Here is a 25,245-nt window from a genome sequence, read left to right as displayed (position 1 = left end):
CTTGCTTCAAGATATTTATTTTATTAAATTCTAAGTTTGTATAGTTATCGAACAGGTCTAATATAAATTATTATTTATTTTTTATCGAAAATAAAGCAGGCGTAATTTTATAATTTTTTACAAATTTTAAAAACTTTGAAATTCCCGGCTTTTCTCCATTTTCACGAATATAGGCAATTTGAAATTTATCTTCTGATTTTTCAAAATTATGAATAACTTTCAAAGCGCCCTTTTCAATTTCCTCATAAACACTATAATATGGCAAAACAGCAAAACCAAGCCCACTTTTTATAAAATTTTTCATAGTTTCAATACTTCCGTTTATTACAATACGGTTTTCCAAATTAAATCCAATTATTTTTTCAAATAAGTCAAGATATTTACTTGTCAAAAGCGTATCCCGCTTTAACAGCTGCATTCCCTTCAATTCCCTGTAATCTGATATTTCTCTTCCAGCCACAACAACAAATGGGTATTCTTCCGTTTCAATCACTTTTATTTCCTTATCCTCAATAAAATATTCCTCCATTAGGGCAATATCAACTGTTCCTTCCTTTAAATGCCTCACAAGTGATTCCCGATTCTTAATATACAAATCAAATTCAATTTCGGGGTTATTTTTCTTAAATTCCACCATGATCCTCGGCAATACAGGCTCACCAATATTATGAGTCGCCCCTATGCAAATCTTCCCCTTGCCATAATGCGAGATTTTCTCCATTTCCTTTTCTACCCGTAAAATCTTATCAAAAACATCCTTTGACATTCGATAAAGTTCTTTTCCTGCAAAAGTTAGCCTAAAATTTTTAGAATTTCTTTCAATAAGCTGGATTCCCAATTTTGTTTCCAGTTTTTTTATTTGTATTGACACCGCAGATTGACTTATAAATAAATTTTTTGCAGCTTTAGTAAAACTTTTTTCCTTGCATGCCTCAAAGAAAATTTTTAAATGATGTACATCCACACTTATTTCTCTCCAATCATATATTTTTTATATCATACTCAAACCTTAAAATCAAACTTGCTAAAATCACATAATTTCATCAGTTATAATTTTTAAGTTAGTTTTAAAATTATTTTATCATATTATAACATTTTTATATTGTATATGTAAATAGTGAACATTTTTACTTATAAAGTTTAGAACTCCCGTTATTTTTTCAATAAATAAAATAAAAAAATTCTGTAAAACAATTGACTAACAGAAAAATATATGATTAAATCTATATATATTTTTACAACTTGGAGGAAAACTATGAAAAAACCTATTATTGGAATCTCAAGTAATATACTTGGACTGGAAAAAGGGCTATTTGCTGGATATAAACGATCTTATGTGGATGTTTCCTATATTAATGCCGTGATAAATGCTGGTGGAGTGCCACATATTCTACCTTTGAATGAGCACGAAGACATCATTGAGGAATTTGTAAAAAGTGTGGATGGAATAATTTTAACTGGAGGAAATGATGTTTTTCCGCTTCTTTATGGGGAAGAACCAAAAGAAAAGCTGGGAGAAATATTTCCTGAGCGTGATAAATTTGACTCACTTCTTATCCGTTATGCAATTACCTATGAGAAGCCAATCTTCGGAATTTGCCGTGGAATGCAGATAATTAATGTTGAATGTGGCGGATCACTTTATCAGGATCTTTCCTATGATGAAAATGTTAAAATAAAGCATTTCCAGAAGGCTAGGGCTCATACTCCAACCCATTCTATTTCCGTAGCGACAAACTGCTTTTTAAGCGACATTTATCCTGAAGGGATTGGATTTATAAATAGTTACCATCATCAAACGATAAATCAGCTGGCACCTGGATTTTCTGTAATAGCAAAAAGTACAGATGATGTAATCGAGGCAATTGAAAATATTTCAAATGAAACTTTTATCATTGGAGTTCAATGGCATCCAGAAATGATGGCTATTAATGATGAACTGGCACAAAAACTATTTAAAAAATTTGTAAATGAAGTAAGTTTAAGAAAAAAAGATTAATTTACGATTTTTTTATAAAATTAAGAAAAGACTGCTTTACAAAATTGTTTTTATAAAACAGTCCTTTTTTTATTATCATATTAATTTAAATTAAATATATGATTTTAAATTCTATTATTCAGGCTAATAATATTAGTTTTTATTTTTTCTCAAATATTCATGAATAGCCTTAGCAGCATTTCTACCTTCACTAATTGCCCAGACAACAAGCGATTGCCCTCGTCTTACATCTCCTGCGGCAAAATATTTTGGAGCAGAAGTTTTAAAGTCGATGACATTTGCACTTACATTTCCACGCCCATCTAATTCAACTTTTGAGTTTTCCAAAAGTCCTTCAAAATATGGATGTAAAAATCCGATTGCTAAAAAGACAAAGTCAACTTTTATTATTTCTTCAGAACCTTCAACTTCTCTAAATCCAAGTCTTCCATCTTCATTTACAAAACTTTCAACTTTTGCAATTTTTACTCCACAAAGATTTCCATTTTCATCTTTAATAAATTTTTTTGTTGTAACATTCCATTCTCTTGGGTCATTTCCATAAACTTCAGTTGCTTCCTTGTGAGAAGTCGAAGTTTTTAGATACATTGGAAATTGTGGCCAAGGGTTTTTTGATGTACGAGTTTCAGACGGTCTGTTTAAAATTTCAATTTGTTTTACACTTGCAGCACCCTGTCTTACAGAAGTCCCAACACAGTCAGAACCAGTATCTCCACCACCAATTACAAGCACATGTTTACCTTTTACATTGATTTCTTCGTCATATAAAGGAACATTGCTAACTTTTCTATTTTGTTGAGTTAAGAATTCCATAGCCAAATGAACACCTTTAGCTTCTCTTCCTTTTATTTTTAAATCTCTACCTTGTTTAGAACCACAAGCCATAACAATAATATCATATTTGCTTTCTAATTCTTCAGTAGAAATATCTTTTCCAGCTTCAACATTGTAAATAAATTTAACACCTTCATCTTCCATTAATTTAACTCTTCTATCGATGATTTTTTTATCCAATTTGAAATCAGGAATTCCTAAAGCAAGAAGTCCACCTGGTTTTTCATCTCTTTCATAAACTGTTACATTATAACCGTATCTATTTAAAGTTTGAGCAGCAGCAAGTCCAGATGGTCCACTTCCAATTACTGCAATTTTTTTATCAAATCTTTTTTTAGGAGTTTTTGGTTTTACCCATCCATTTTCCCAACCTTTTTCAATAAGAGCAAGTTCAATATTTTTAGTAGTTACAGGTTTATCATTTTTTCCTAAAGTACAGCTTCCTTCACAGAGTGCTGGACAAATTCGCCCAGTAAATTCAGGAAATGGATTTGTTGACAAAAGCAAGTCCAAAGCCTTTTTCCATTCACCGTTATAAACTAAATCTTGCCATTCAGGACAGTGGTTGTCGACAGGACAGGCCCAGTGGCAAAAAGGTACTCCGCAGTCCATACATCTAGCCGCTTGTGTTTTTATATATTCATCGTTTAAAGGGACATCAATTTCATTAAAATCTTTAATTCTGTCAGAAATTTCCCTAATTTTTTTTTCTTCTCTTTCAATTTCTAAAAATCCACCTAGTTTTCCCATTTCTAAGCCTCACCTCTCTCAAATATTTCTTTAAATTCAGGTGCAATAACAACTTTAAAGTTTTGTTTTTCAGTTTTCCAATTGTTTAAAATTTCTTTTGCAACGACACTTCCTGTATAATTAAAGTGTTTTTCCACATAAGTTTTTATCTCATTTTCATAAACTTCGTTAAGTTCATCAAATTCAACCATTTCTTTATTCAAGTTTTGCTCAAAAGTATTGTTTTTATCATAAACATAAGCAATTCCACCACTCATACCAGCAGCGAAGTTTTTACCAGTTTCTCCTAAAATAACAGCACGTCCACCAGTCATGTATTCACAACCGTGATCTCCAACACCTTCTACAACAGCAACCGCTCCAGAGTTTCTAACACAGAATCTTTCTCCAGCAACTCCATTTAAATAAGCTTCTCCTCTGATTGCACCGTATAAAATGGCATTTCCTCCAATTATATTTTCATCTGCTTCGTATTTAGAAACTTCAGGTTTTTTAATAATAATTTTTGCACCGAATAATCCTTTTCCAATATAATCGTTTGATTGTCCAGTCAAATTATATGTAATTCCTTTTGCTCCAAACACACCAAAACTTTGTCCACCGATTCCTTCCAAGTTTAGTGTAATTGTATCATCTTCAAGTTTATATCCACCAAATGTTCTAGCAACTTCTCCACTTAACATCGCTCCAAAACTTCTATCAAAGTTTTCAATTTTTTCATTAATTACAGTTTTTTGAACATTATTTTTATCGCTTTCAAAAGTTGCTTTAGCAAGTTTAATTAATTTTCTATCGATGATATTTTCCATTTTGAAGTCTTGATTTTGAGTTTTTACATTTGGACTGTCGCTATTCTTGTTAGTGTAAAGAATTTTTCCTAAGTCTACATTTTTAACTTTTTCTAATTTTGAAGTTTTAGAAACTTCCAAGAATTCATCAGCTTTTCCAATTAATTCATCAAGTTTTGTAACTCCAAGTTCAGCCATAATTTCTCTTGCTTCTTGTGAGATAAATCTAAAGTATCTAATAATATTTTCATATTGTCCAGTAAATTTCTTACGAAGTTCTTCAGATTGAGTTGCAACTCCAACTGGACACATATTTGTATGACATTTTCTCATCATAATACATCCTAAAATTACAAGCGGCATTGTCGCAAATCCAAATTCTTCAGCTCCTAAAATCGCTCCAATTACTAAATCTCTACCTGTTTTTAATTTTCCATCAACTTGAAGAGTAACTCTACTTCTCAATTTGTGTTCTTTTAAAATTTGGTGAGCTTCAGAAAGTCCTAATTCCCAAGGCAATCCAGCATGTTTAATTGAAGATAGTGGTGATGCTCCAGTTCCTCCGTCATGTCCAGAAATTAAGATCATTTCAGATTTTGCTTTAGCAACTCCAGAAGCAACGACTCCAACTCCAGCTTCAGATACTAATTTAACACTAATTCTAGCTTTTTCATTTACATTTTTTAAATCAAAAATTAGCTGTGCCAAATCTTCGATTGAGTAAATATCGTGGTGTGGTGGTGGAGAAATTAAGCTAATTCCAGGCGTTGTATGACGAGTAGCACCAATTTCCTTATTAACTTTAAATCCAGGTAATTGTCCACCTTCTCCAGGTTTTGCCCCTTGAGCCATCTTAATTTGTAACTCATCGGCATTTACCAAATAATCAGTTGTAACTCCAAATCTTCCAGATGCAATTTGTTTTGTGGCACTTCTTCTGTTGTCTAAAAATCTTTCAGGATTTTCTCCACCTTCTCCAGAATTAGAACGACCACCAATCGTATTTAGTGCTCTTGCAATCGCTTCGTGAGCTTCTTTTGAAATTGAACCGAATGACATAGCTCCAGTAACAAATCTTCTCATAATTGCTTCAACAGGCTCAACTTCATCAATTGAAACAGGTTTTCTGTCAGAATGGAATTTTAGCATTCCTCTTATTGTAAGCAAATGCTGACTTTGGTCATTTACAATTTTCGCAAATTCCTTATAAGTGTTGTAATCATCTCTATTTGCGGCATCTTGAACTTTTGCAATCGCATCAGGAGTTAAGATTCTATTTGTTCCTTCCTTCATCCAAGAATATTCTCCATCCACATAAAGTGTTTCAGCACCAAGATTAATTGAATCAATTGCATCGTCAAAGTTATTTAGCACTTCATCTTCCAACGTTTTAATTGTAAGCCCTTCGATTCTTGAAACAGTTCCTGTGAAATATTTTTTAACTAATTCAGTTGATAATCCAACAGCTTCAAAAATTTGTGCTCCTCTGTAACTGTCAACAGTTGAAATTCCCATTTTTGACATAGTTTTCAAAATTGATTTTTTCTGAGCTTTCAAATAGTTGTATTGCAAATCTTTTATTTCAGATTCATCAGCATTCAAGTAAAGTTTATTTTTTACCATATATTCGATTGAATCAAGTGCCAAGTAAGGGTTAATTGCAGTTGCACCGTATCCGATCAGCAATGCAAAATGCATAATTTCTCTAGCTTCCCCAGTTTCCACTAAAATATCAATTTCATTTCTTTTTTTATTTCTAATTAAATAGTGATGAAGTCCAGCAACAGCAAGCAAAGCTGGAATTGCCACATTTTCAGTATCAGCATTTCTGTCAGATAAAATAATAGATTTTACTCCGCTATCAATTGCATCTTCAGCAAGCTTAAATATTTTATCCAGTCTTTCTTCCAAGTTTTCAGTTGGTTTGAAAGTTATATCTAAAATAGCAGGTTTTTTCCCATTTCTTTCATAATTTTTCAAAAATTCCATAGTCTTGTTGTCCATAATTGGAGAATCCAAAACTACAGTTTCTCCAGCTTCAGGAATTTCTTCTAAAATATTTGCTTTTCTATAAAGCTGTGTTCTAAGCGACATAACAAAATTTTCTCTAATTGGGTCAATTGGAGGATTTGTTACTTGTGCAAACAATTGTTTAAAGTAGCTGTAAAGCAATTTTGGCTTTTCGGCAAAAATAGCAAGTGCTGCGTCATTTCCCATTGAACCAAGAGGTTCTTGTCCAGTTATAGCCATTCTTGAAATCAAGATGTGTAAATCTTCTCTTGAATAACTAAATAATTTTAATTTGTTGTAAATGTCATCTAAATCGCTAGTTCTATTGTAATCAAAATTAGCTTCTTTCATTAAATCGTTTACATTTTTCTTATCTTTAATTAATTTTTTGAAGTCAGTTCCGTTCAAGACTTTTTCAGTAACTTCATCATCGTTATACAATTTTTTCTTTTCTAGATCAATTACAAAAACTTTTCCAGGTTTAACTCTTCCACTTTGAACAATATTTTCAGGTTTTATTGGCAAAGTTCCAACTTCAGAACCGACAAGCATCTGATTATCATCAGTCAAAATATATCTAAGCGGTCTAAGTCCATTTCTATCAAGTTTTGCAACCAAATATCTGGAATCAGTCATAATCATAGCCGCAGGTCCATCCCAAGCTTCCATTAATCCTGAATAATAGTCATAAAATGCTTTTAAATCTTCAGATTTAGTATGATCCTTTTCCCAAGCTGCAGGAACTAAAATTGAAATCGCTTCCATCAAAGTTTTTCCAGAAAATACAAGTAGTTCAATAACTGCATCAAGATTAGCCGAATCTGACCATTCTTCATCATTTATTGGGAATAATTCTTTAATATCTTCGTAATTAGGCGAAGCTAGTGCAATTTCTCTGGCTTTCATCCAGTTTACATTTCCTTTTACAGTATTAATTTCCCCATTGTGTGCCAAAAATCTGAATGGGTGAGCAAGTTTCCAAGATGGGAAAGTGTTCGTACTAAATCTTTGGTGAACTAGGCAATAAGAACTTACAAGTTTGTCTGATTGCAAGTCGATATAGAAGTTCTCGATTTGATCAGGTTTTACTAAACCTTTATAAACTATTGATTTTGAAGATAATTTTGTTATGTAAAATTTATCTTCAGTGTCGCAGTTTGCTTTTTTTACGGCATTTTCAATTTTTCTTCTCAAAATATAAAGATTTTTTTCAAAATCTTCTTTTGATGAATTTACTCTTTTTATGAAAAGTTGCCAGACAGATGGCATTGTAGATTGTGCTTGAACTCCAACGGCATCTTTTTTTATAGGAACTTCTCTCCAAGTTAGGATTTCATCTTTTGAATTTTTTACAGTTTCTTCGACAATTTCCTTTATTTTTTCAAATTCTTCTTTTACAGTTGGGAAAAATATGTTAGCAACTCCATAATCTCCAAATTCTGGAAGATTTGGAACTATTTCTGCAAAAAATTTGTGTGGCACTTCAAATAAAAGTCCAGCTCCATCTCCAGTTTCACTGTCATATCCTTCAGCTCCACGGTGTTCCAATCCAGCTAAAATTCTTATTCCATCTTTTACAACTTGATTAGTTTTTTTATTGTCAATATTTGCGATAAATCCCATACCGCAGTTGTCTTTTTCAAAATACGGCTCATAAAGTGAATTTTTAGAAAGCTCATATTTTTGTGATTTTACATTTTGAATGTTATTATCCAAAGTCTGTACCTCCAATGTTTTAGATTTTCTCATAAAATATTTTATTATATTAAGTAATTTAATAATTGAATATCAATATATTAATATACTAGTTAAAAAATATATATTAACATAAGAATAAGAAATATTAAGTAATATTAATAAAATATTTTAACCTTATTATATACTATGAACCAATTATACATTTCACAAAATCATTTTGCAAACATAAAAAAAAATTTGATAACCAAAATATCCGTTTAAAAAAAATGGATAAAAACACGATAAACACTAAACTTAAAAAGATTTTTTAAAATATAATATTATCAAAATTTTTATTTGACTTATAATTTTACACATTGTATAATAAGCCTATGAAAAGTTTTGGAAGAGTTTTGAAAAAGTGTAGTTTATTACCACATTTTCAATCTTTAAAAAATGTAAAATTTAGAAAATTAGAAAAGAGGTAAATTTATGGAAAATGCTATGAAAAGTTTTGGAGAAAATGTCTTTAGAGACAGCAACCTTAAAAAAAGAGTTTCTAAAGAAGTTTTCAAAGAATTTAAAGCATCGCAATTAGGAAAAACAGAATTATCAAAAGAAGCAGCAGAAGTAATTGCAAATGCAATAAAAGACTGGGCAACTAAAAGAGGAGCAACTCACTACTGCCACTGGTTTCAACCGCTAACAGATTTAACAGCTGAAAAACACGATTCATTCTTGGAACCAACTGAAAGTGAAGAATTAATTTACAAATTTTCAGGAAGCAATTTGATAAAAGGTGAGCCTGATGCTTCATCATTTCCAAATGGAGGACTTCGTAGCACATTTGAAGCAAGAGGATACACAATTTGGGATACAAGTTCATATCCATTTATAAGAAAAAATAAAAATGGAGTTACATTATATATTCCAACTGCATTTATTTCATTTACAGGAGAAGCATTGGATAAAAAAGTTCCTTTACTTAGAACAATGAAATATATAAGCGAACAATCGCTAAGAGTATTAAGAGCATTGGGAAATACAACTTCAAAACATGTATTTAACACACTTGGAGTTGAACAGGAATATTTCTTGGTTAAAAAAGAATTGTTTGAAGCAAGAGATGATTTACTTCTTACAGGAAGAACATTATTTGGAGCTCCAGCACCAAAAGGTCAAGAATTGAACGACCACTACTTTGGAAAAATTAAAGATAAAGTTATTAACTTTATGAGTGATGTCGATGTTGAATTATGGAAATTAGGAATTCCATCAAAAACTAGACATAATGAAGTTGCACCAAACCAATTTGAAGTTGCACCATTATTCTCAGTTGCAAACTTGGCTTCAGACCAAAATCAAATTATAATGGAAACAATTGAAAAAACTGCACTAAAACACGGATTAGTTGCATTACTTCATGAAAAACCTTTTGATGGGGTAAACGGTTCAGGAAAACATAACAACTGGTCACTTGGAACTGATGATGGAGATAACTTATTCAGTCCAGGAAAAGACCCTAAAACAAATACAAACTTCTTAATCTTTACATCTGCAGTAATTGAAGCTGTTGACAGATATTATCCAATGTTGAGATATTCAACTGCAACTGCTACAAATGACCACAGATTAGGAGGACACGAAGCACCACCAGCAATTATCTCAATCTTCCTAGGTGAAGAATTGACAACAATTTTAGACAATATTGCCAACAAAAAAGATGCACCTGTGTCAGAAGCTTCAGAAGTAAACTTGTCAGTTGATGTACTTCCAACATTCAGCATGGATGCAGGAGATAGAAACAGAACTTCACCTTTCGCATTCACAGGAAACAAATTTGAATTTAGAATGCCAGGTTCAAGTTCAACTCCAGCAACAACAGCAGCAGTAATCAATGCAGCAGTTGGAAAAGTATTATCTGAATATGCTGACAAATTGGAAAAAGCGACTGAAAAAACTTTACCAAAAGTAATAAATGAAATCATCGCAAATGCTTACAAAAAACACCACAGAATTATTTTCAACGGTAATGGATACAGCGAAGAATGGGTTAAAGAAGCAAAAAGAAGAGGACTTACAAACGAAGTTTCTGCAAACACAGCACTTAGAAAAATGGTTGAGCCAGAAATTTTGGAATTAGTAGATGGAATTGGAATGCTGTCAGAACAAGAATCATTAGCAAGATACAATGCTTATGCTGAAAGATATGTAAAACAAATTAGCATTGAATCAAGAACATTAATTGATATCGTAAACAAAAACATCTTGCCATCAGCTCTAAAATTTGCAAACTTATTGGCAGACCACATTGAAAAAAATTCAAAATACGGAAAAGCCTTCATAAAAGAACAGGAAGAATTGCTAAAAGATGTTTTATCAAATGTGACAGCATTGAGAAAAGAAACAAAATCACTTGAAAAAGAAATTGCAAGAGTTTCAAACGAAGAAGATTTACCTAAACAAACTGATTTAGCAAAAGAAAAGTTAGTATCAGGACTTGAAGCATTGAGAGTTCCTTGCGATAATTTGGAAAAAATTATTGATAAAGACTTATGGAAATTCCCAACATATACTGATTTATTATTTAAATTATAATGAGATAAATATAACTATAAAACTCAAAGCGGTTTAAAAAATTAGACTATTTCGTATTGAAATAGTCTTTTTTTACATACAAAAAAAACTGGGGAAAAAACCCAGTTTCATAATTATTTTTTATTCTTTTTTCTTTTTTATCTTTCATTAACAAAGAATTTCTTCCACTTTTTTACTCAGCTCTTCTACATATTTATCCACAGTTTCCTGACTTTCAGCCTCAACCATTACTCTTATTAAAGATTCTGTTCCAGAAGCTCTTACAAGGATTCTTCCCTTTCCAGCGATTTCTTTCTCTTTTGCCTTGATAAAGTCAATTAATTCCTTATTTGTTTCCCAAGTTGCCTTTTTCTCCTTTGCAACTGTAATATTTTTAGAATCTTGTGGCCATAATTTAATATCTTTTACAAGTTCATGCAAAGTTTTTCCGCTTTCTAAAATAGCCGCAACTAGCTGAATTGATGACAATACTCCGTCTCCAGTTGTATTGTAGTCAAGCATTAAAATATGCCCAGACTGTTCTCCACCAATGTTTAATCCATATTCCTTCATTTTTTCAAGAACATATCTATCTCCAACATTTGCACGAATTAATCCAATTCCCTTTTCATCCAGATATTTTTCAAATCCCATATTACTTAGAACTGTAGTTACAACTTTATTATCGTTTAAAAGTCCTCTGCTTTGCATATATTCTGCGATAATTGCAATAATCAGATCTCCGTTTATAATTGCTCCTGTATTGTCAACAGCGATTAATCTGTCGGCATCTCCATCGTAGGCAAGTCCCAAATCAGCCTTGTAAACTTTAACTACTTCCTGAAGCAGTTCTGGATGTGTTGATCCACAATTTACATTGATGTTTTTTCCATTTGGAATATTATTAATTACAATAACATCTGCACCTAGATTTTGAAATACTTTTGAAGCCACTCTATATGCCGCACCGTTTGCAGTGTCAATTACAATTCTTAATTTTGAAAAATTAGTTTTTACTGTAGAAGTTAAATAATCTAAATAGATTTTCATATCATCTTCCACATATTTAAATGTTCCAAGGTCATCTCCTGCAACTTGATGTTTTTCAAGAAGTTCATCCTTTTTACCCATCAACTCTTCCAATTTTTCCTCAACTGCATCAGGCAATTTATAACCATTTTGACTAAATATTTTTATTCCATTGTCCTTTACAGGATTGTGTGAAGCTGAAATCATAATTCCCGCATCAGCCTTTAATTTTCTAGTCAAGTAACAAACTCCAGGAGTAGGCAGCACTCCAACAAAGTCAATATTTACACCCATAGAATTTAATCCCGCTGTAAGTGCTGAACGAATCATATACCCTGAAATTCTTGTATCTGTTCCAAGAATAACTTTTGGCTTTCCAGCTTTTTTTCTATGTTTTTTTAAATAATACCCAAGAGCAAGCCCCAAACTTGTAACTAAATCAATTGTCAAGTCCTTATTAGCTTCTCCTCTCATTCCATCAGTTCCAAAATATTTTCTAGCCATTATTTTCCCTCTCTATTTTTTATTTTCTATTTTTAAATTTAAAAATAAATTTGCTAATTTTTATCTAGTAAAATTTATTACTGAACAAATAAATTATAATTTTATTTTTTCTTACTTTTCTTATTTTTCTTTTTTAAAAATCCAAAAACACTTTTTTTCTTTTCGATTTTTTCTTTATTTATATTTTTATTAATTTCTTTCTGTGAATTTACAACCGCATCTCCAATAGGTAAAACAATTGAAATTTCTGTTCCTTCATTCATTTTAGAATCAACTTCGATTTTTCCATTATGAATTTCTACGATTCGTTTAACTATCGCAAGTCCAAGTCCAGTTCCACCCGTCGCCTTTGTTCTCGACAAATCCACTCTGTAAAATCTGTCAAAAATTCTCTTTGCATCCTCATCAGAAATTCCAACTCCCTCATCTCGAATTGAAATTCGCCCAAATCCATCTTTTATAAAAGATTTTATATAAATATTTGTATTTGGCTCTGAATATTTTGCAGCATTTTCAATTAAGGCTCTAATTGCCTGCTGCAGTAATGTTTCATCACCTTTAATTTTATAGTCTTCCCCCATTTCCAGATGGAATTTATGAGTTTTTGTAGAAACTACTGTATCAGAATGAATTTGATGTACCATTTCATTTGCATCAATATCTACAAATTTTGTATTAATTTTTGTAATTTCACCTTTAGCCAAAAACAGCAATTTCTGTATTAAATTACGCATATTATCAGTTTCACTGATTATTGAATCAATTGACTCTACAAATATATCAATATCTGTAGTTCCACGCTTACGTATAATTTCCGCATAACCTTTTATTATAGCAAGCGGTGTCCGCAATTCATGCGAAGCATCTGATACAAATTTTTTCTGATTTTCAAATGACGTTTCCAGCCTGTCTAACATCTCATTTATAATAAGTGTCAGATTTTGCAATTCATCTTCCTCTTTTGGTATTTCTATTCTCTTGCTCAAGTCATCTGTTGAAATGCTTTTAGCAGTTTTTATTACATTATTAATTGGTTTTAAGATTCTTCGGCTCATTATTTTTGAAACAATGATTGTTATGACAACTCCAATTATTGTAAATAAAATAACAAGATATTCCAGTCTTTTATAAATTTTATTTTCATTTGTAACATTTTTCAAAGTATAAATATTAAATTTATAATTTTTTATTACACGGCTAACTTTAAATACAAAATATTTATTTTTTTCAATATTTATTGTCTTTCCACTTGAAACATTATCTTTCAAATTATAACTTTCAAGCAGCTCAACCATGCTTTCATTAGTCATCGAAGCCTCTTCAGTATCTGTATCTCCAATTGTATTAATCGGTATTACTGAATCCTTGTTTTGCTTTATTTCCAAAACATACAAATAATTGTCTTCTCCTGGATTAAACGGCTTTACGTGAATTACCTTCTTTCCTTCCACAACTTCAGGATTGAAATCAAGCGTAAGCACATTTGTCTTATCTGAAAAAATTCCAACCTTGTCCAAAAAACTGTTTATTTCCTTCAATTTGTCACTAGCCGAAACTTCCAGCACTTTATTTGACTGCTTTTGCAACGAATAAACTAAAATAATATTGGAAACTAATATTAATACCAAAAATAGAAGAGCGTAATTTGCCGAAATACGATCTTCTAATTTCAAATTTTTCATTTTTTACTCCTTATTTAAAAATAAATCCAATTCCTCTTACAGTTTGGATGAATTTTCTTTCATAAGGCTTGTCAATTTTATCTCTTAAATATTTAATATACAAATCAAGGATATTATCGTTTCCAATATAGTCAAATCCCCAAACTTCTTCTAAAATTTTATCTCTAGATAAAACAATTCCTTTATTTAATACTAAAAAGTCAAGCAATTCAAATTCTCTTTTTGAAAGTTGAATAAGAGTTTTTCCATAATCTCTAAATACTTCATAAGTAGAATAGTTTATTGTTAAATCTTCAAATTCAAATATTCCCTTGTGAACAACAGATTTTTTAGTTCTTCTAAGAAGCGCTTTTATTCTAGCAAGCAATTCTTCATTTGAAAATGGTTTTGTCATATAGTCATCTGCCCCATAATCAAATCCAACTACCTTATCACTAATTTCATCCTTAGCTGTAAGCATAATAATAGGTACTTGCGAAGTTTCCCTTATTCTTTTGCAAACTTCCATTCCACTCATTTTAGGAAGCATTACATCCAGAAGGATAATGTCATACGAACCATATTTAGCCATATTAAGCCCTTCTTTACCATCGTATGCAAAAAACACGTCAAATCCTTCAAATTTTAATTCAATTTCAAGAAGTCTTGAAATTTTAGGATCATCTTCAATTACTAATATTTTCTCTCTCATAGTTATCTCCACTTCTGTTCTAATATTTTTTCTCACTTTATTATCTTCTACCTTTTAAAATATCCATTTATTATAAAAACTAATTTTAAAATTTCGATACAAAGTAAAGGTTTATAATCTTACAAGTCATTATAACTCATTTTTTTTGATTTGTATAGTATTTTATCTTTTTTTTTCAACAATTTTCAATAAACAAAAGATTTATTTAAGATTAAAAATCAACGCTTTTTATCCATATTGCTTTTTTTATGTTAAAATTATAATTAATTTTTTATTTAATATAATTAAAACTCTGATGTATCCATATCGCTATCCGATTGCCCTTCAGGCAATTTTATTCTAATAAGATCCATTGGCCCCATTTCCACATCTGTTTCAATAATAGCGATTGTATTTGGGTTTACATATTCTTGATACTCTTCATTTTTTGTATTGAAAAAGTTTTCCACTTTAAATTTAATTGCATCTCCAATTGGACGAACCAATTCCAAAGTTTCAGTTGCATAAACTTTATTTCTTATTTGAATTTTGTATTTATTTGTATCAACTTTTTCAAGCACATTTGCAACAAGTCTATAAGTCTGGCTATAAGAAAGTCCAGTTTCATAATTTTGATCCTTTTCAGAAGTAGGCCCCAAATAAAACCCATTTGAATATTGTCTATGACTGATCGTTTTAAGTTCAGCCAGCCAATCAGGGTCATATTTATAATTTCCAGAATAATAATTGTCTAATGCTCTCTTATATTGTTTTACAACAGTCGAGTTATAATAAATGCTCTTCATTCTTCCTTCAATTTTTAACGAATCCACTCCAGTTTCAATTATTTTATCAATAAACTCTATCGAACACAAGTCCTTAGCATTAAACATATATGTTCCTTCTTCATTTTCCACAATATCATGAGCTCCAGTTTCCTCATGCCCCTCTGCAATAACCTTATAGTTCCAACGGCAATCCTGTGCACAAATTCCACGGTTCGCATCACGATTTGTAAAATAGTTGCTCAATAAGCATCTTCCAGAATATGCCATGCACATTGCCCCGTGAATAAACACTTCTATTTCCACATCAGGCACTTTTTCACGTATAGTCTTAATTTCTTTAAGTGACATTTCCCTAGCCAGAATAACTCTTTTTGCTCCCATATCCTTCCAAGTTTTTACACTCATCCAGTTTGTATTGTTCGCCTGCGTACTTACATGAATCTTCATATTTGGAGCATGCTCCCTAACCATCTGAAAAACTCCCAGATCAGCGACAATCACTGCATCCACGCCAAATTCATCCAGTTTTTTTATGAATCTCGGCATATATTCAATTTCCGTATTATGTGCAAAGATATTTAAAGTTACATATATTTTTTTCCCTAAACTATGAACATAATCCACAGCTTCCTTTAATTCCTTATTTTTAAAATTTGAAGACATTCCCCTTAAATTAAATGCGCTTCCTCCAACAAAACACGCATCAGCTCCAAAATGAAAGGCTGTCTTTAACTTTTCCATATTTCCAGCTGGTGCTAATAATTCTACTCTTTTTTTTGTTTCCATTCTCTAATTTTTTCTCCTTAATTCTTTTCTTCTCATATCCATTTGTAAAAATATAAAAATTTCAATAACCGCAATATTTTTAAATTTTTAGTTTTATTGTTTAATTCCTTGACAAAAGATATTGACCCTTTGTAATCATAATAAATACTGCTGTTATCTAATCTTTATCACCTTTATTTTTTATAATTGCCTATCTTTTCTATTTAGTTAGATTTCTTAATTTTTTTATTTAACATGGGTTCAAGACCCTCTGCTTCAGAACATTTGTTTTATTAAATTTTAAATAAATACAGTTTTCAAGCAAATCTGATTTATTCTGCAGACGGTGCAAATTCATCATCCACAACATTTACAAATTGCTGATAATTAGGAAAAAATCCCAATTCTATCGTACCAGTCGGTCCACTTCTGTGCTTTCCGATTATCAGTTCAACTTTTTCCATTTCCTGTTTTTCTCCAGTTTTTGGCAAGTCCTGTGATTTTTTAACATATTTATCTGGAACATCCACATTATTCACTTCTGTAGCAGTATCTTTGTTATAATAGCTTTCACGATATAGAAACATTACCATATCCGCATCCTGCTCAATTGCTCCCGATTCCCGCAAATCTGATAAAATTGGTCTTTTGTCAACTCTCTGCTCCACTCCACGGGATAACTGTGAAAGTGTCACAATTGGTATATTCAGCTCTTTTGCAAGTATTTTTAGTGAACGTGAAATTTCAGATATTTCCTGCTCACGACTCTTTCTTGAATTTGCTGAAGGGCTTATTAACTGCAAATAGTCAATTAGCCTGAACCTCCCACGACTAAAGTCGCAGGGTTCTAAAATCTTTAAAAATATTCAAAAATTTTCTAAAAAGTTTGATAGCTTTACACTATCCTTATTCTTTTAGGTGTGTTCAGCTCACCTCTATTGTATAGGACACTTAAGTCCACAACTTTACTTTTCCTTAATATGTTTAATGCTCCATTACAATCTGCATTTATGAGTTTACCTTTGCTTGTTTGATATAGTCCTCTTTTTATTCTTTTTCCACTGAATACATATTCTTGCGGATTTTCTTTATCATATATTGGAATTTCATCTCCATCAAAGAAACTTGCTTTTGATGTATAACTCTCTTCTTGTAGCTTAAATTCTATTCCATATAGCTTACATAGATATATTAATTTATCTCTTAATTTTCCATATGGTATGTTTACAAAGTTTTGATTATTTATACTTCCAATATTTGAATTCCTTTGAAAATCTTCATTATATCCTAGAACTATTTTTCCTATATCATTATTAAGACAATAATTTATAATTATTCTTGCTGCTTTTGAAAGGTAATCTTCTATACGATTATTTCTCTTTCTAGCTATTCTCTTTTGCCTTAATGTTATATGCTCTATCTTTTGCTTATCTTTTATGCTTTGTAATTTTGCATTTGTCTTATTATAGTATTGATTAATAGATTTTAATTTCCTACCATCTATTATGAATGATGCTCCATTATTAGTTACACAAGTACAAAGATTGTCTATACCTAAATCAATTCCTAGTCCATTTTCTTTATTTAATTCCCTTTGAACTTCTTCTACCTCATAAGTATATTGAATTTCAAAGTACCTAGAATGTTGTTTAGGTATTATTCTAATCTCTTTTATCTTCTTGCCTTTTAATACTGGTGGTAGTTTTATTGCGATTTCCTTATGTGTCTTTCTAAATGAATTTGAATAAGGAACTATCAGAATATCATCTTTTAATCTTACAAAACCTATAACAAGAGTTGTAAAACCATCTTTAGCAAGATATTTAGGTAATTTTATTTTTTTATTATCATATTGACCATTTTTAGCAAGTTTCAAAAGTCCAAAAAATGATTTAAAACTTCCGTCTACTTCTTTTAGAATTTGTTGAGCCATATTAGAATTTAATTTTTTATAGTTCTCACTATTTTTAAGCATTTTATAGTTTTCGTTATAACTTAAATACTTTTTATTTTTAAAATAGTATTGTCTAATATTATATATAGCTTCATTAGTTAAGTTCTTGGCTATATGAGATAAATGTTTTAAATTCCTAAACTCTTTTTTACTAAGATGTTTTACCTGTTGTTTTAATGTTAAATACATATATAATCACCTCCTTTTCATCAGAGATATTATACCATGTATTCTACATTTTATCTGTTTATTTTTAAATATTTTTAAAGTTTTTAAAACCCCACAACAGTGGGAAGCGTCGTTCACATAAATACGCTACCATTTATGCAGTTCTCTTATGAACTTCTTGTTATCTCTAACAAGCACAGACTATATCTTATCCATATCCTATTTCAAGGACTTAGGCGAAACCACTTCCAATACCAATCGCTTGTATTGTACTCCCCTCACGAGGGATAGTCGTTGAACTTTCCTTTTCAGGCTTAGCTGCTGATTGTCTATTATCATAATGTTTAGGATTTAACCTTGCACCATCTAGTATATTTTTTCTGCTTTCGCCACCATCACACTTATACCATATTCTCACTTAAGCATTATGTTGTGGTTATACTAGCTTTAAGAGTTCCTAGCAATTCAGTTTCTTTGTTGCACGGTTTTGCTCCGTGTCTACATACAAGTTTCCCTATATGCTTACTAAAATTTTCGTGCAATTCACCTCACGACTAAAGTTGCGAGTGTTCTTGCACTATTTAATAAAATCCAGCTTCCCTTCAGCCTTTAACCGTCTTGCATTAGCCTTTATTTCCAGCATTGTTACACTTGCAGAATCTGAAATATAAATTGGCATCTCAGAAAGCCGCCCAAGCCCATCTCCCAAAGTTACAAGCTCTTCCGAAGTCAAAGTTCCATCCTTTATTCCCTTTAACCTAACTCTCGACTCACTTGCCACAAGCCTGTCAAACAGCTGCTCATTTCCCATTTCTAAACTGTATATAAGCACTCCTTTACCTTGCCTTGCAACATTTATTGCGAGATTCAATGCAAATGCAGTTTTTCCCATTGCAGGACGTGCCGCAAGAATTATTAAGTCAGACCCGTGAAACCCGCTTGTTATACTGTCATATCTGCTAAATCCTGAAGAAATGCCAGTTATTTTTCCTTTAGCTTCCGAACCATCATCTAGCCGTTTTACTTTAGATTGAACCAATTCAGATAATTTTACAATTTCTTTTTTCTGCTTAGATTCTGCAATTTTAAAAATCATGCTTTCTGATTTATCAAGCATCGCATCTGTTTCCTCATACCCACGTGTAGCCATTCTTACAATTTTTTCCCCAATGGCTATTAATTGGCGCTGAACAGACTTATCCTTTATAATTTGGGCATAATTAACAGCATTTGCAGCAGTTGGCACAACTTCAGTCAAATCATAAATAACTTCTTCATCTCCAACTTCATCCATTAATTCCTTTTTTTTCAAAGCCTCAATTATCAAAAGCACATCAATTATTTTTCCAGAATTATAGGCATTAATCATTTCAGAAAAAATCAATTTATAATTACTTTTGTAAAAATCTTCAGCTGTTATAATATCAACAACATCTCCCATAACATTAGGATTTATAAAGACAGACCCAAGAAGTGCCTCTTCAGCCTCTATGCTATATGGCTCGCTATTTTTCCCATCTTCGTCATATAACCCCATTTTTCAATTTTCTCACTTTCCAGTTTTAAATTTTATGCAAAAATTCTGCTATTTAGCCTCAACTCTAACTTTTAAGTTAGCCTTTACTTCCGAATGAAGTTTCAATTCCACATTATGCACTCCAATTTCCTTCACTTTAGAATCTGCAGAAACTTTCTTCTTATCAATATCAATATTTAACTGATCCTTTACAGCCTGCACAATTTCCTTTGCGTTAATTGAACCAAACACCTTATTATTTTCCCCAGCCTTCACTTTTAGCACAATTTCCTTTGTCGCCAAGACTTCCTTCAATTCTTTAGCATTTTTCACATCCCTATCATGATGTTTTTGGATTTTTTCATTTCTTGCCTTTAATTTATTAATATTTTCAGGCGTTGCAAGTATCGCTTTATTTTGATTTAATAAAAAGTTATTTGCATATCCATCCTTTACTTCCACAATTTCATCTTTTTTCCCTACACCTTTTATATTTTCCTTCAAAATTACTTTAATTTTCATATCTACCATACCTTTCTTTTTTATTAATAAACCAATTGTCAATAAATTTATTTAATATATTTATTTTTTTTCTAAAATTTCCCCATCAAAAAACTTCACTGCATCCTTCAAAAACTTATCTTCTCCATTTTTAGCATCATCGCTTTCAAAAAAAGTTTTTATTTCAATATCCGAATTACAGATTTGATTAATAACTTTTTCAACCTTCACTTTCTTTTCAGGTATCATAAGCTGTTCGCTATGAAATTTATGATTACTTGGAAACCTTATAAAAAGCAATCCTTCTTCCACCCTGTCCGGCTTGCTTTTCACCGATAATGCTCCTAGCATTACACTTTCTCTCTTTATTTCAGATAAAATTTTTCTCCAGTTTTTAGAAAAAATTGAAATATCATAATTTTTTGCAGCTTTTTCTATCTTTTCTAAATTTTCTACTTTTTTTACTTCTTCTGTTTCAGCTATTTTTTCTGTAACATCTGAATTTATAATTTTGGAATTTTCTGAAATTTGACTCATAACTTTTTCATAAATGTGATCCGAAACATCTTTAATATAATTTTTGTCAACAACCGCTTTATTTGAAGCAAAATCATCAGTTTCCAAAATTTTATTTTTATTTGAATTTTTCTTCTGATTTTTATAAAGTTCATAAACAAGCACATATCCAAGCAGCCTTTTATCCTCTTCATACTTAAATTCATTCAAAGTAAAAAAAATCGCACTTATTGTATCCAGCAAAAAATCCACCGATAAATCCGTCTGCTTTTTAAACTGCTCCTTCAAATAATAGGAAAAATCCTTTAAAAAAGTTTCAATTACAAGCCCATCTTCCCAAATCTTGTCAATAAAATCAACAAGTCTTTCCTTGTCACTTTTTTTTATTAAATTCAGGAATTCCTCCAAAATCACATCAGGCACTACTCCCAGAGCCTTCTGAGTTTTTTCAAGATTAATTTCCTCATTATTAAAATTTGACACAACCTGCTCAAAAATAGAAAAACTATCCCTTGCACTTCCTTCAGACTTACGATAAATCAAATCCAGACTCGCATCATCAATTTTAATGTTCTCCTTTTGTGCCACATTTTGAAGCAGTTTTTTTATATCCTTCTTATCAATTGGCAAAAAGTCATACCGCTGACATCTGGAGATAACCGTATCTGGAATCTTATCAATTTCTGTTGTTGCAAGAATAAATATAACATGTGCCGGCGGTTCTTCCAGTGTTTTTAAAAGCGCATTAAATGCCTCCTTTGTAAGCATATGAACTTCATCAATTATATATATTTTTTTTCTTCCCTTGACAGGCTGATAATTTATCTTTTCCTTTAATTCACGAATCTCATCAATCCCACGATTAGAAGCTGCATCAATTTCAATCATATCCATTGAAATCCCAGAAGAAATTTCACGGCAATTCTCACATTTCCCACAAGGATTATCCGTCACATCTTCACTATTCAAGCAATTCACACCTTTAGCAATAAGCCTAGCAATAGTAGTTTTCCCAACACCACGTGGCCCTGTAAATAAATACGCATGTGACAGCTTGTTCTCCCTAAGGGAATTTTTAATAGCCCTCAACACAAATTCCTGCCCCGCAATTTCATCAAAATTCTGCGGCCGATACTTTCTATATAACGTAATATTCAATATTCTCTCCCTTTTTTATAAATACATTGACTAAAATTCCAATTACCAGACATCATTAATAATCAGCATAACAAAACATAAGTTTGAATACATTTGATATTATAACATTTTTACTATAATTTGTGAACTGCTGTAAAACTTTTTTCAACATACAAAAAAATACACCTAAATAATATGCTTTGGTGTACTTTTATTATATTCTATAATTGATATGCAAATCTAAAAAATTTTACTTTAAATTTAATTAATAATAAAAAATAATAATAATTAATGCAAAAACAAAATATTTATTAATTTTTCAATATAAGGAATTTTAAATTCCTTTTCCAAAATTGATGAAACAGCTGCGACAATTTGCATTATAACCAATACGACAAAAATTACAAAATACAGAATATTTCCAACAATTATAACAAAATTCAGCACTCCTGAAACAATTAACAAAACTGATATAGCCAAAGTCTGTTTTGCATACGATCTCACAAAACTATTTTTATCCTCCAAAATCAAAGCAAAAATCGGAACTATCAGCCCTCCAATTATTGTAAAAAAACTCAAATTTACAAGAAAAGCGGCAGCATTAGCCCTCAGCCCTGCAATTGACTTCTGTTCACTAATTCTATTATTATCCATAAACTCCTCCCAATATATTTTCTATTTTTATTACTATTAAATTACTTCCAGATTTATTTTTTTTAGTATATCATATATAATTATTTATTTCAAATTTTTTATTTTTAAGGACAGAGTAAAAAATATAGGGGCAGCCAAAATAACATAATAAAAATTTTGGGCTGTCTTTTTTAAATCATTCTGCTTTGTGATATTTCCTTCAGAACTTCCCTTATCAGACTTTCTCCTCCTCTTAAATATGGAATATTTGTCCCTTTTCCTGCTTCGCTAATAATATCTGGCAAACAACTTGTTTCTATTACTTTTTCCATTGAGCCCACTCTTGTCCCATTAAAATACAGTTTGTGAGCCTTGTCCCTGTCCTTGCCGTAGTTTGCAAAGAAAGTGTGGTATATTGCTCTTCTCTTTATCTTTTTTCTTGAAAAGGCTTTTGGTCTGCTTGAAAGGAATCTTGAGCATTCATGGGATACAAGAGGTTCTGTCCTTGACCCTATGTAATCTTTTTCTGTATAGATTCTTCTTATCTTTTCATACTGGTTAAGCAGCATCTTCATTTGATCTTTTCTTCTCTGGCTTATATTTTCTTTTCCTTAAAAGTTTCATAAAAGTTTTCAAGTTCTGTAAAATTATCTTTCTCAAGCCATTTGTAAAGGTTTTTTGATATTTCCTTATCCCTTTTGGAAATCTCGCCTATGGCTTTTACCAGATGAAACTTGTCATAAATATGTACCGGCTTGTAAATTCTAAGCTCTCCTACGAAGCTGTCTATCCATTTTCCGCCATCAGAGTTCACAATCAGTTTTTTCTTATCCATACTGTATCTTTTTTCAAGATAGTTAAGCACATACTCCGACACTTCCTCAAGCGATACAGATGTAGGGAACATTACTGTATGCTTGTCAATGAGCTTGTTCCTGTCCTTGCAGACTTTCTCAATTCCACGATGTATAGCAACCATCCTCATATATGTATTTCTGCTTCTTCTGCATTTCATATGGTCTTCATCAATTTCCATATACACTGGCGAATCATCATCCTTTTCAAACCTTCCAATATCAAGTTTTGGCATTTCAAAAGAATTGACAAGATTATACACGGTAGCTTTTGAAACAGCATAAGTCTTTGCAACAAATGAAGCTGCAGTATGCTGATATTCAAAAAGTATGGTAAAAATCAGCTCCTCAGAAAGCCGTCTGTACCGTTTAAGTCCAATTTTTCATCAATGTAGTAGTAAACGCCTGTTTTCTTATCTACATATTTTCGACGTTCAAAAGTTACATATCCAAAAGCAGTAGTGACAGTTCTTTTGACAAACCCTTTACTTTTAAATCTATTCTTTCTTTCATTGGAATAAAAAAGTTGTCATCAACTTTTTTAACATAAACTCTAAACAGTATTTCAAAAGCCTTTATGATAAATAGTTTAAATTGTTGCTCAAACGAAAGTTTGAAGGAAAAAATATTTTTAAAAAAAGTCTTTACAATTGAATAAAAATCTGATATTCTAATCATAGAGGAAACCACCTTTCAATAGGATTGAGGGATTATATTGTAACTGGTTTCCTCTTTTTTGTTAATTAAAAATTTGATTAAATTTATTTGCCCCTATATTTTTTACTCTGTCTATTTTTAATGAAAAAAAAGGTCTATTAAAAGAACTCTTACTTTATTCTCCCAAAGTCGCCACCATCACAGCCTTTATCGTATGCATACGATTTTCCGCTTCATCAAACACAACAGAATTTTTACTTCTGAAAACTTCGTCAGTAACTTCCATTTCTTTCAAACCATATTCTTTTTCAATATTTTTCGCAACTTTCGTATTTAAATCATGAAATGCTGGTAAACAGTGCATAAATAAGTAATCGTTTGCACAATGCTTTACTAAATCAGCATTTACTTGGTATGGAAGCAATTTATCGATTCTTTCTTTCCAAATTTCTTTTGGTTCTCCCATCGACACCCAAACATCAGTATAAACGACATCGGCATCTTTCACTCCTTCGATTTTATCTTCTGTCAACAAAATTTTTCCACCAGTTTTTTCGGCAATTTTTTTAGCTTCTTCAACTAATTTTTCTTCAGGAAAATATTCTTTCGGACAAACAATTCTAAAATCCATTCCAAATTTGGCAGCACCGATCATTAAGGAATTTGCCATATTATTTTTTCCATCGCCTAAAAATGCAAATTTTATTCCTTTCAATTTACCTTTTTTCTCTGTAATTGTCAAAAAATCCGCTAAAATCTGTGTCGGATGAAACTCAGTTGTAAGTCCATTCCAAACAGGCACTCCCGAATGTTCAGCCAAAGTTTCGACCAATTCTTGACCGTATCCTCGATATTCGATTCCATCATAAAATCTTCCCAAAACTTTCGCAGTATCTTCCATAGACTCCTTATCACCAATTTGTGATGCAGAAGGCCCAATGTAAGTGACATTTGCCCCTTGGTCATAAGCTCCCACTTCAAACGCACATCTCGTTCTAGTAGAAGTTTTCTCAAAAATCAAAGCAATATTTTTTCCAACCATCGTTTTCTTCTCAGTCCCATTTTTCTTATCTATTTTCAATTTTTTCGCCAAATCTAGTAAATACTGCAATTCCTCCGTCGTAAAATCTAATAATTTTAAAAATGATTTTCCTTTTAACATAATTTCTCCTTAATTTTTATTTTTTATCATATTGTAGCAAGAGATTCTGTCCCTTGCTATTATTTAATTTTTCC

At 31.2% G+C, this 25,245-nt stretch carries 16 protein-coding genes and 2 pseudogenes; 2 read left to right on the top strand and 16 right to left on the bottom strand.

What is annotated here, in order from left to right:
• Window positions 1-70: 70 nt before the first annotated feature.
• Entirely contained in the window at window positions 71-964 is an 894-nt protein-coding gene (locus FVE74_RS03405) for a LysR family transcriptional regulator (RefSeq protein WP_147003226.1), read from the bottom strand.
• Window positions 965-1,255: 291 nt separating this feature from the next.
• Between FVE74_RS03405 and FVE74_RS03400 the strand changes: the two genes are divergently transcribed.
• On the top strand, window positions 1,256-1,999 hold the full coding sequence (locus FVE74_RS03400; RefSeq protein ID WP_147003225.1) for a gamma-glutamyl-gamma-aminobutyrate hydrolase family protein: 744 nt from the start codon (window positions 1,256-1,258) through the stop codon (window positions 1,997-1,999).
• A 132-nt stretch (window positions 2,000-2,131) separates the two neighbouring features.
• Here FVE74_RS03400 and FVE74_RS03395 read toward each other — a convergent pair whose 3' ends face one another.
• Both FVE74_RS03395 and gltB read right to left on the bottom strand, forming a co-directional pair.
• Window positions 2,132-3,583 carry a glutamate synthase subunit beta gene (locus tag FVE74_RS03395; RefSeq protein ID WP_147003224.1) on the bottom strand — a complete coding sequence of 484 codons (1,452 nt, stop codon included), beginning with the start codon at window positions 3,581-3,583 and terminating at the stop codon, window positions 2,132-2,134.
• 2 nt (window positions 3,584-3,585) lie between these two features.
• On the bottom strand, window positions 3,586-8,097 hold the full coding sequence (gltB, locus tag FVE74_RS03390) for a glutamate synthase large subunit (RefSeq protein WP_147003223.1): 4,512 nt from the start codon (window positions 8,095-8,097) through the stop codon (window positions 3,586-3,588).
• 453 nt (window positions 8,098-8,550) lie between these two features.
• Here gltB and FVE74_RS03385 point away from each other — a divergent pair, with 453 nt between their 5' ends.
• Entirely contained in the window at window positions 8,551-10,656 is a 2,106-nt protein-coding gene (locus FVE74_RS03385; protein WP_147003222.1) for a glutamine synthetase III, read from the top strand.
• A gap of 147 nt (window positions 10,657-10,803) precedes the next feature.
• Here FVE74_RS03385 and glmM read toward each other — a convergent pair whose 3' ends face one another.
• The 13 genes and pseudogenes from glmM to argF all read right to left on the bottom strand — a co-directional run bounded on the left by glmM (window position 10,804) and on the right by argF (window position 25,171).
• Window positions 10,804-12,168, bottom strand: coding sequence for a phosphoglucosamine mutase (gene glmM / locus FVE74_RS03380; RefSeq protein ID WP_147003221.1), 1,365 nt, complete (start codon window positions 12,166-12,168; stop codon window positions 10,804-10,806).
• Window positions 12,169-12,269: 101 nt separating this feature from the next.
• Entirely contained in the window at window positions 12,270-13,850 is a 1,581-nt protein-coding gene (locus FVE74_RS03375; RefSeq protein WP_147003220.1) for a sensor histidine kinase, read from the bottom strand.
• A 10-nt stretch (window positions 13,851-13,860) separates the two neighbouring features.
• Entirely contained in the window at window positions 13,861-14,541 is a 681-nt protein-coding gene (locus FVE74_RS03370; protein ID WP_147003219.1) for a response regulator transcription factor, read from the bottom strand.
• Between the two features lie 284 nt (window positions 14,542-14,825).
• Window positions 14,826-16,094, bottom strand: coding sequence for a peptidase U32 family protein (locus FVE74_RS03365; RefSeq protein ID WP_147003218.1), 1,269 nt, complete (start codon window positions 16,092-16,094; stop codon window positions 14,826-14,828).
• A gap of 311 nt (window positions 16,095-16,405) precedes the next feature.
• Window positions 16,406-16,888 (bottom strand): annotated as a pseudogene (locus FVE74_RS03360) (DnaB-like helicase C-terminal domain-containing protein); the annotation flags it as partial.
• An 80-nt stretch (window positions 16,889-16,968) separates the two neighbouring features.
• On the bottom strand, window positions 16,969-18,216 hold the full coding sequence (locus tag FVE74_RS03355) for an RNA-guided endonuclease InsQ/TnpB family protein (RefSeq protein ID WP_147003217.1): 1,248 nt from the start codon (window positions 18,214-18,216) through the stop codon (window positions 16,969-16,971).
• 211 nt (window positions 18,217-18,427) lie between these two features.
• Window positions 18,428-18,613, bottom strand: coding sequence for a hypothetical protein (locus FVE74_RS03350; protein WP_005899771.1), 186 nt, complete (start codon window positions 18,611-18,613; stop codon window positions 18,428-18,430).
• Between the two features lie 159 nt (window positions 18,614-18,772).
• Window positions 18,773-19,732, bottom strand: a complete 960-nt coding sequence (locus FVE74_RS03340) for a replicative DNA helicase (protein WP_232054043.1) — start codon at window positions 19,730-19,732, stop codon at window positions 18,773-18,775.
• A gap of 48 nt (window positions 19,733-19,780) precedes the next feature.
• A complete protein-coding gene (rplI, locus tag FVE74_RS03335) occupies window positions 19,781-20,233 on the bottom strand; it encodes a 50S ribosomal protein L9 (protein WP_147003216.1) in 453 nt (150 codons plus the stop codon).
• Between the two features lie 60 nt (window positions 20,234-20,293).
• On the bottom strand, window positions 20,294-21,886 hold the full coding sequence (dnaX, locus tag FVE74_RS03330; RefSeq protein ID WP_147003215.1) for a DNA polymerase III subunit gamma/tau: 1,593 nt from the start codon (window positions 21,884-21,886) through the stop codon (window positions 20,294-20,296).
• A 267-nt stretch (window positions 21,887-22,153) separates the two neighbouring features.
• Window positions 22,154-22,519, bottom strand: a complete 366-nt coding sequence (locus FVE74_RS03325; protein ID WP_147003214.1) for a DUF4870 domain-containing protein — start codon at window positions 22,517-22,519, stop codon at window positions 22,154-22,156.
• A gap of 170 nt (window positions 22,520-22,689) precedes the next feature.
• A pseudogene (locus FVE74_RS12115) lies at window positions 22,690-24,030 on the bottom strand (ISLre2 family transposase).
• A 154-nt stretch (window positions 24,031-24,184) separates the two neighbouring features.
• On the bottom strand, window positions 24,185-25,171 hold the full coding sequence (gene argF / locus FVE74_RS03315) for an ornithine carbamoyltransferase (RefSeq protein ID WP_147003213.1): 987 nt from the start codon (window positions 25,169-25,171) through the stop codon (window positions 24,185-24,187).
• Window positions 25,172-25,245 lie beyond the last annotated feature (74 nt).

The organism is Leptotrichia wadei, from assembly GCF_007990445.1.
Lineage (GTDB): Bacteria > Fusobacteriota > Fusobacteriia > Fusobacteriales > Leptotrichiaceae > Leptotrichia > Leptotrichia wadei_A.
The sequence above is the reverse complement of the archived record's forward strand: the minus strand, read 5'-3'. Positions and strand labels throughout refer to the sequence as shown.

Bases quoted from the DNA above. Each gene is read 5' to 3' on its own strand.
- FVE74_RS03385 (WP_147003222.1), top strand. From the start codon at position 8,551: ATGGAAAATGCTATGAAAAGTTTTGGAGAAAATGTCTTTAGAGACAGC.
- FVE74_RS03365 (WP_147003218.1), bottom strand. From the start codon at position 16,094: ATGGAAACAAAAAAAAGAGTAGAATTATTAGCACCAGCTGGAAATATG.
- argF (WP_147003213.1), bottom strand. From the start codon at position 25,171: ATGTTAAAAGGAAAATCATTTTTAAAATTATTAGATTTTACGACGGAG.
- FVE74_RS03340 (WP_232054043.1), bottom strand. From the start codon at position 19,732: ATGGGGTTATATGACGAAGATGGGAAAAATAGCGAGCCATATAGCATA.
- FVE74_RS03400 (WP_147003225.1), top strand. From the start codon at position 1,256: ATGAAAAAACCTATTATTGGAATCTCAAGTAATATACTTGGACTGGAA.
- glmM (WP_147003221.1), bottom strand. From the start codon at position 12,168: ATGGCTAGAAAATATTTTGGAACTGATGGAATGAGAGGAGAAGCTAAT.
- FVE74_RS03370 (WP_147003219.1), bottom strand. From the start codon at position 14,541: ATGAGAGAGAAAATATTAGTAATTGAAGATGATCCTAAAATTTCAAGA.
- FVE74_RS03355 (WP_147003217.1), bottom strand. From the start codon at position 18,216: ATGTATTTAACATTAAAACAACAGGTAAAACATCTTAGTAAAAAAGAG.
- rplI (WP_147003216.1), bottom strand. From the start codon at position 20,233: ATGAAAATTAAAGTAATTTTGAAGGAAAATATAAAAGGTGTAGGGAAA.
- FVE74_RS03375 (WP_147003220.1), bottom strand. From the start codon at position 13,850: ATGAAAAATTTGAAATTAGAAGATCGTATTTCGGCAAATTACGCTCTT.
- FVE74_RS03325 (WP_147003214.1), bottom strand. From the start codon at position 22,519: ATGGATAATAATAGAATTAGTGAACAGAAGTCAATTGCAGGGCTGAGG.
- FVE74_RS03395 (WP_147003224.1), bottom strand. From the start codon at position 3,583: ATGGGAAAACTAGGTGGATTTTTAGAAATTGAAAGAGAAGAAAAAAAA.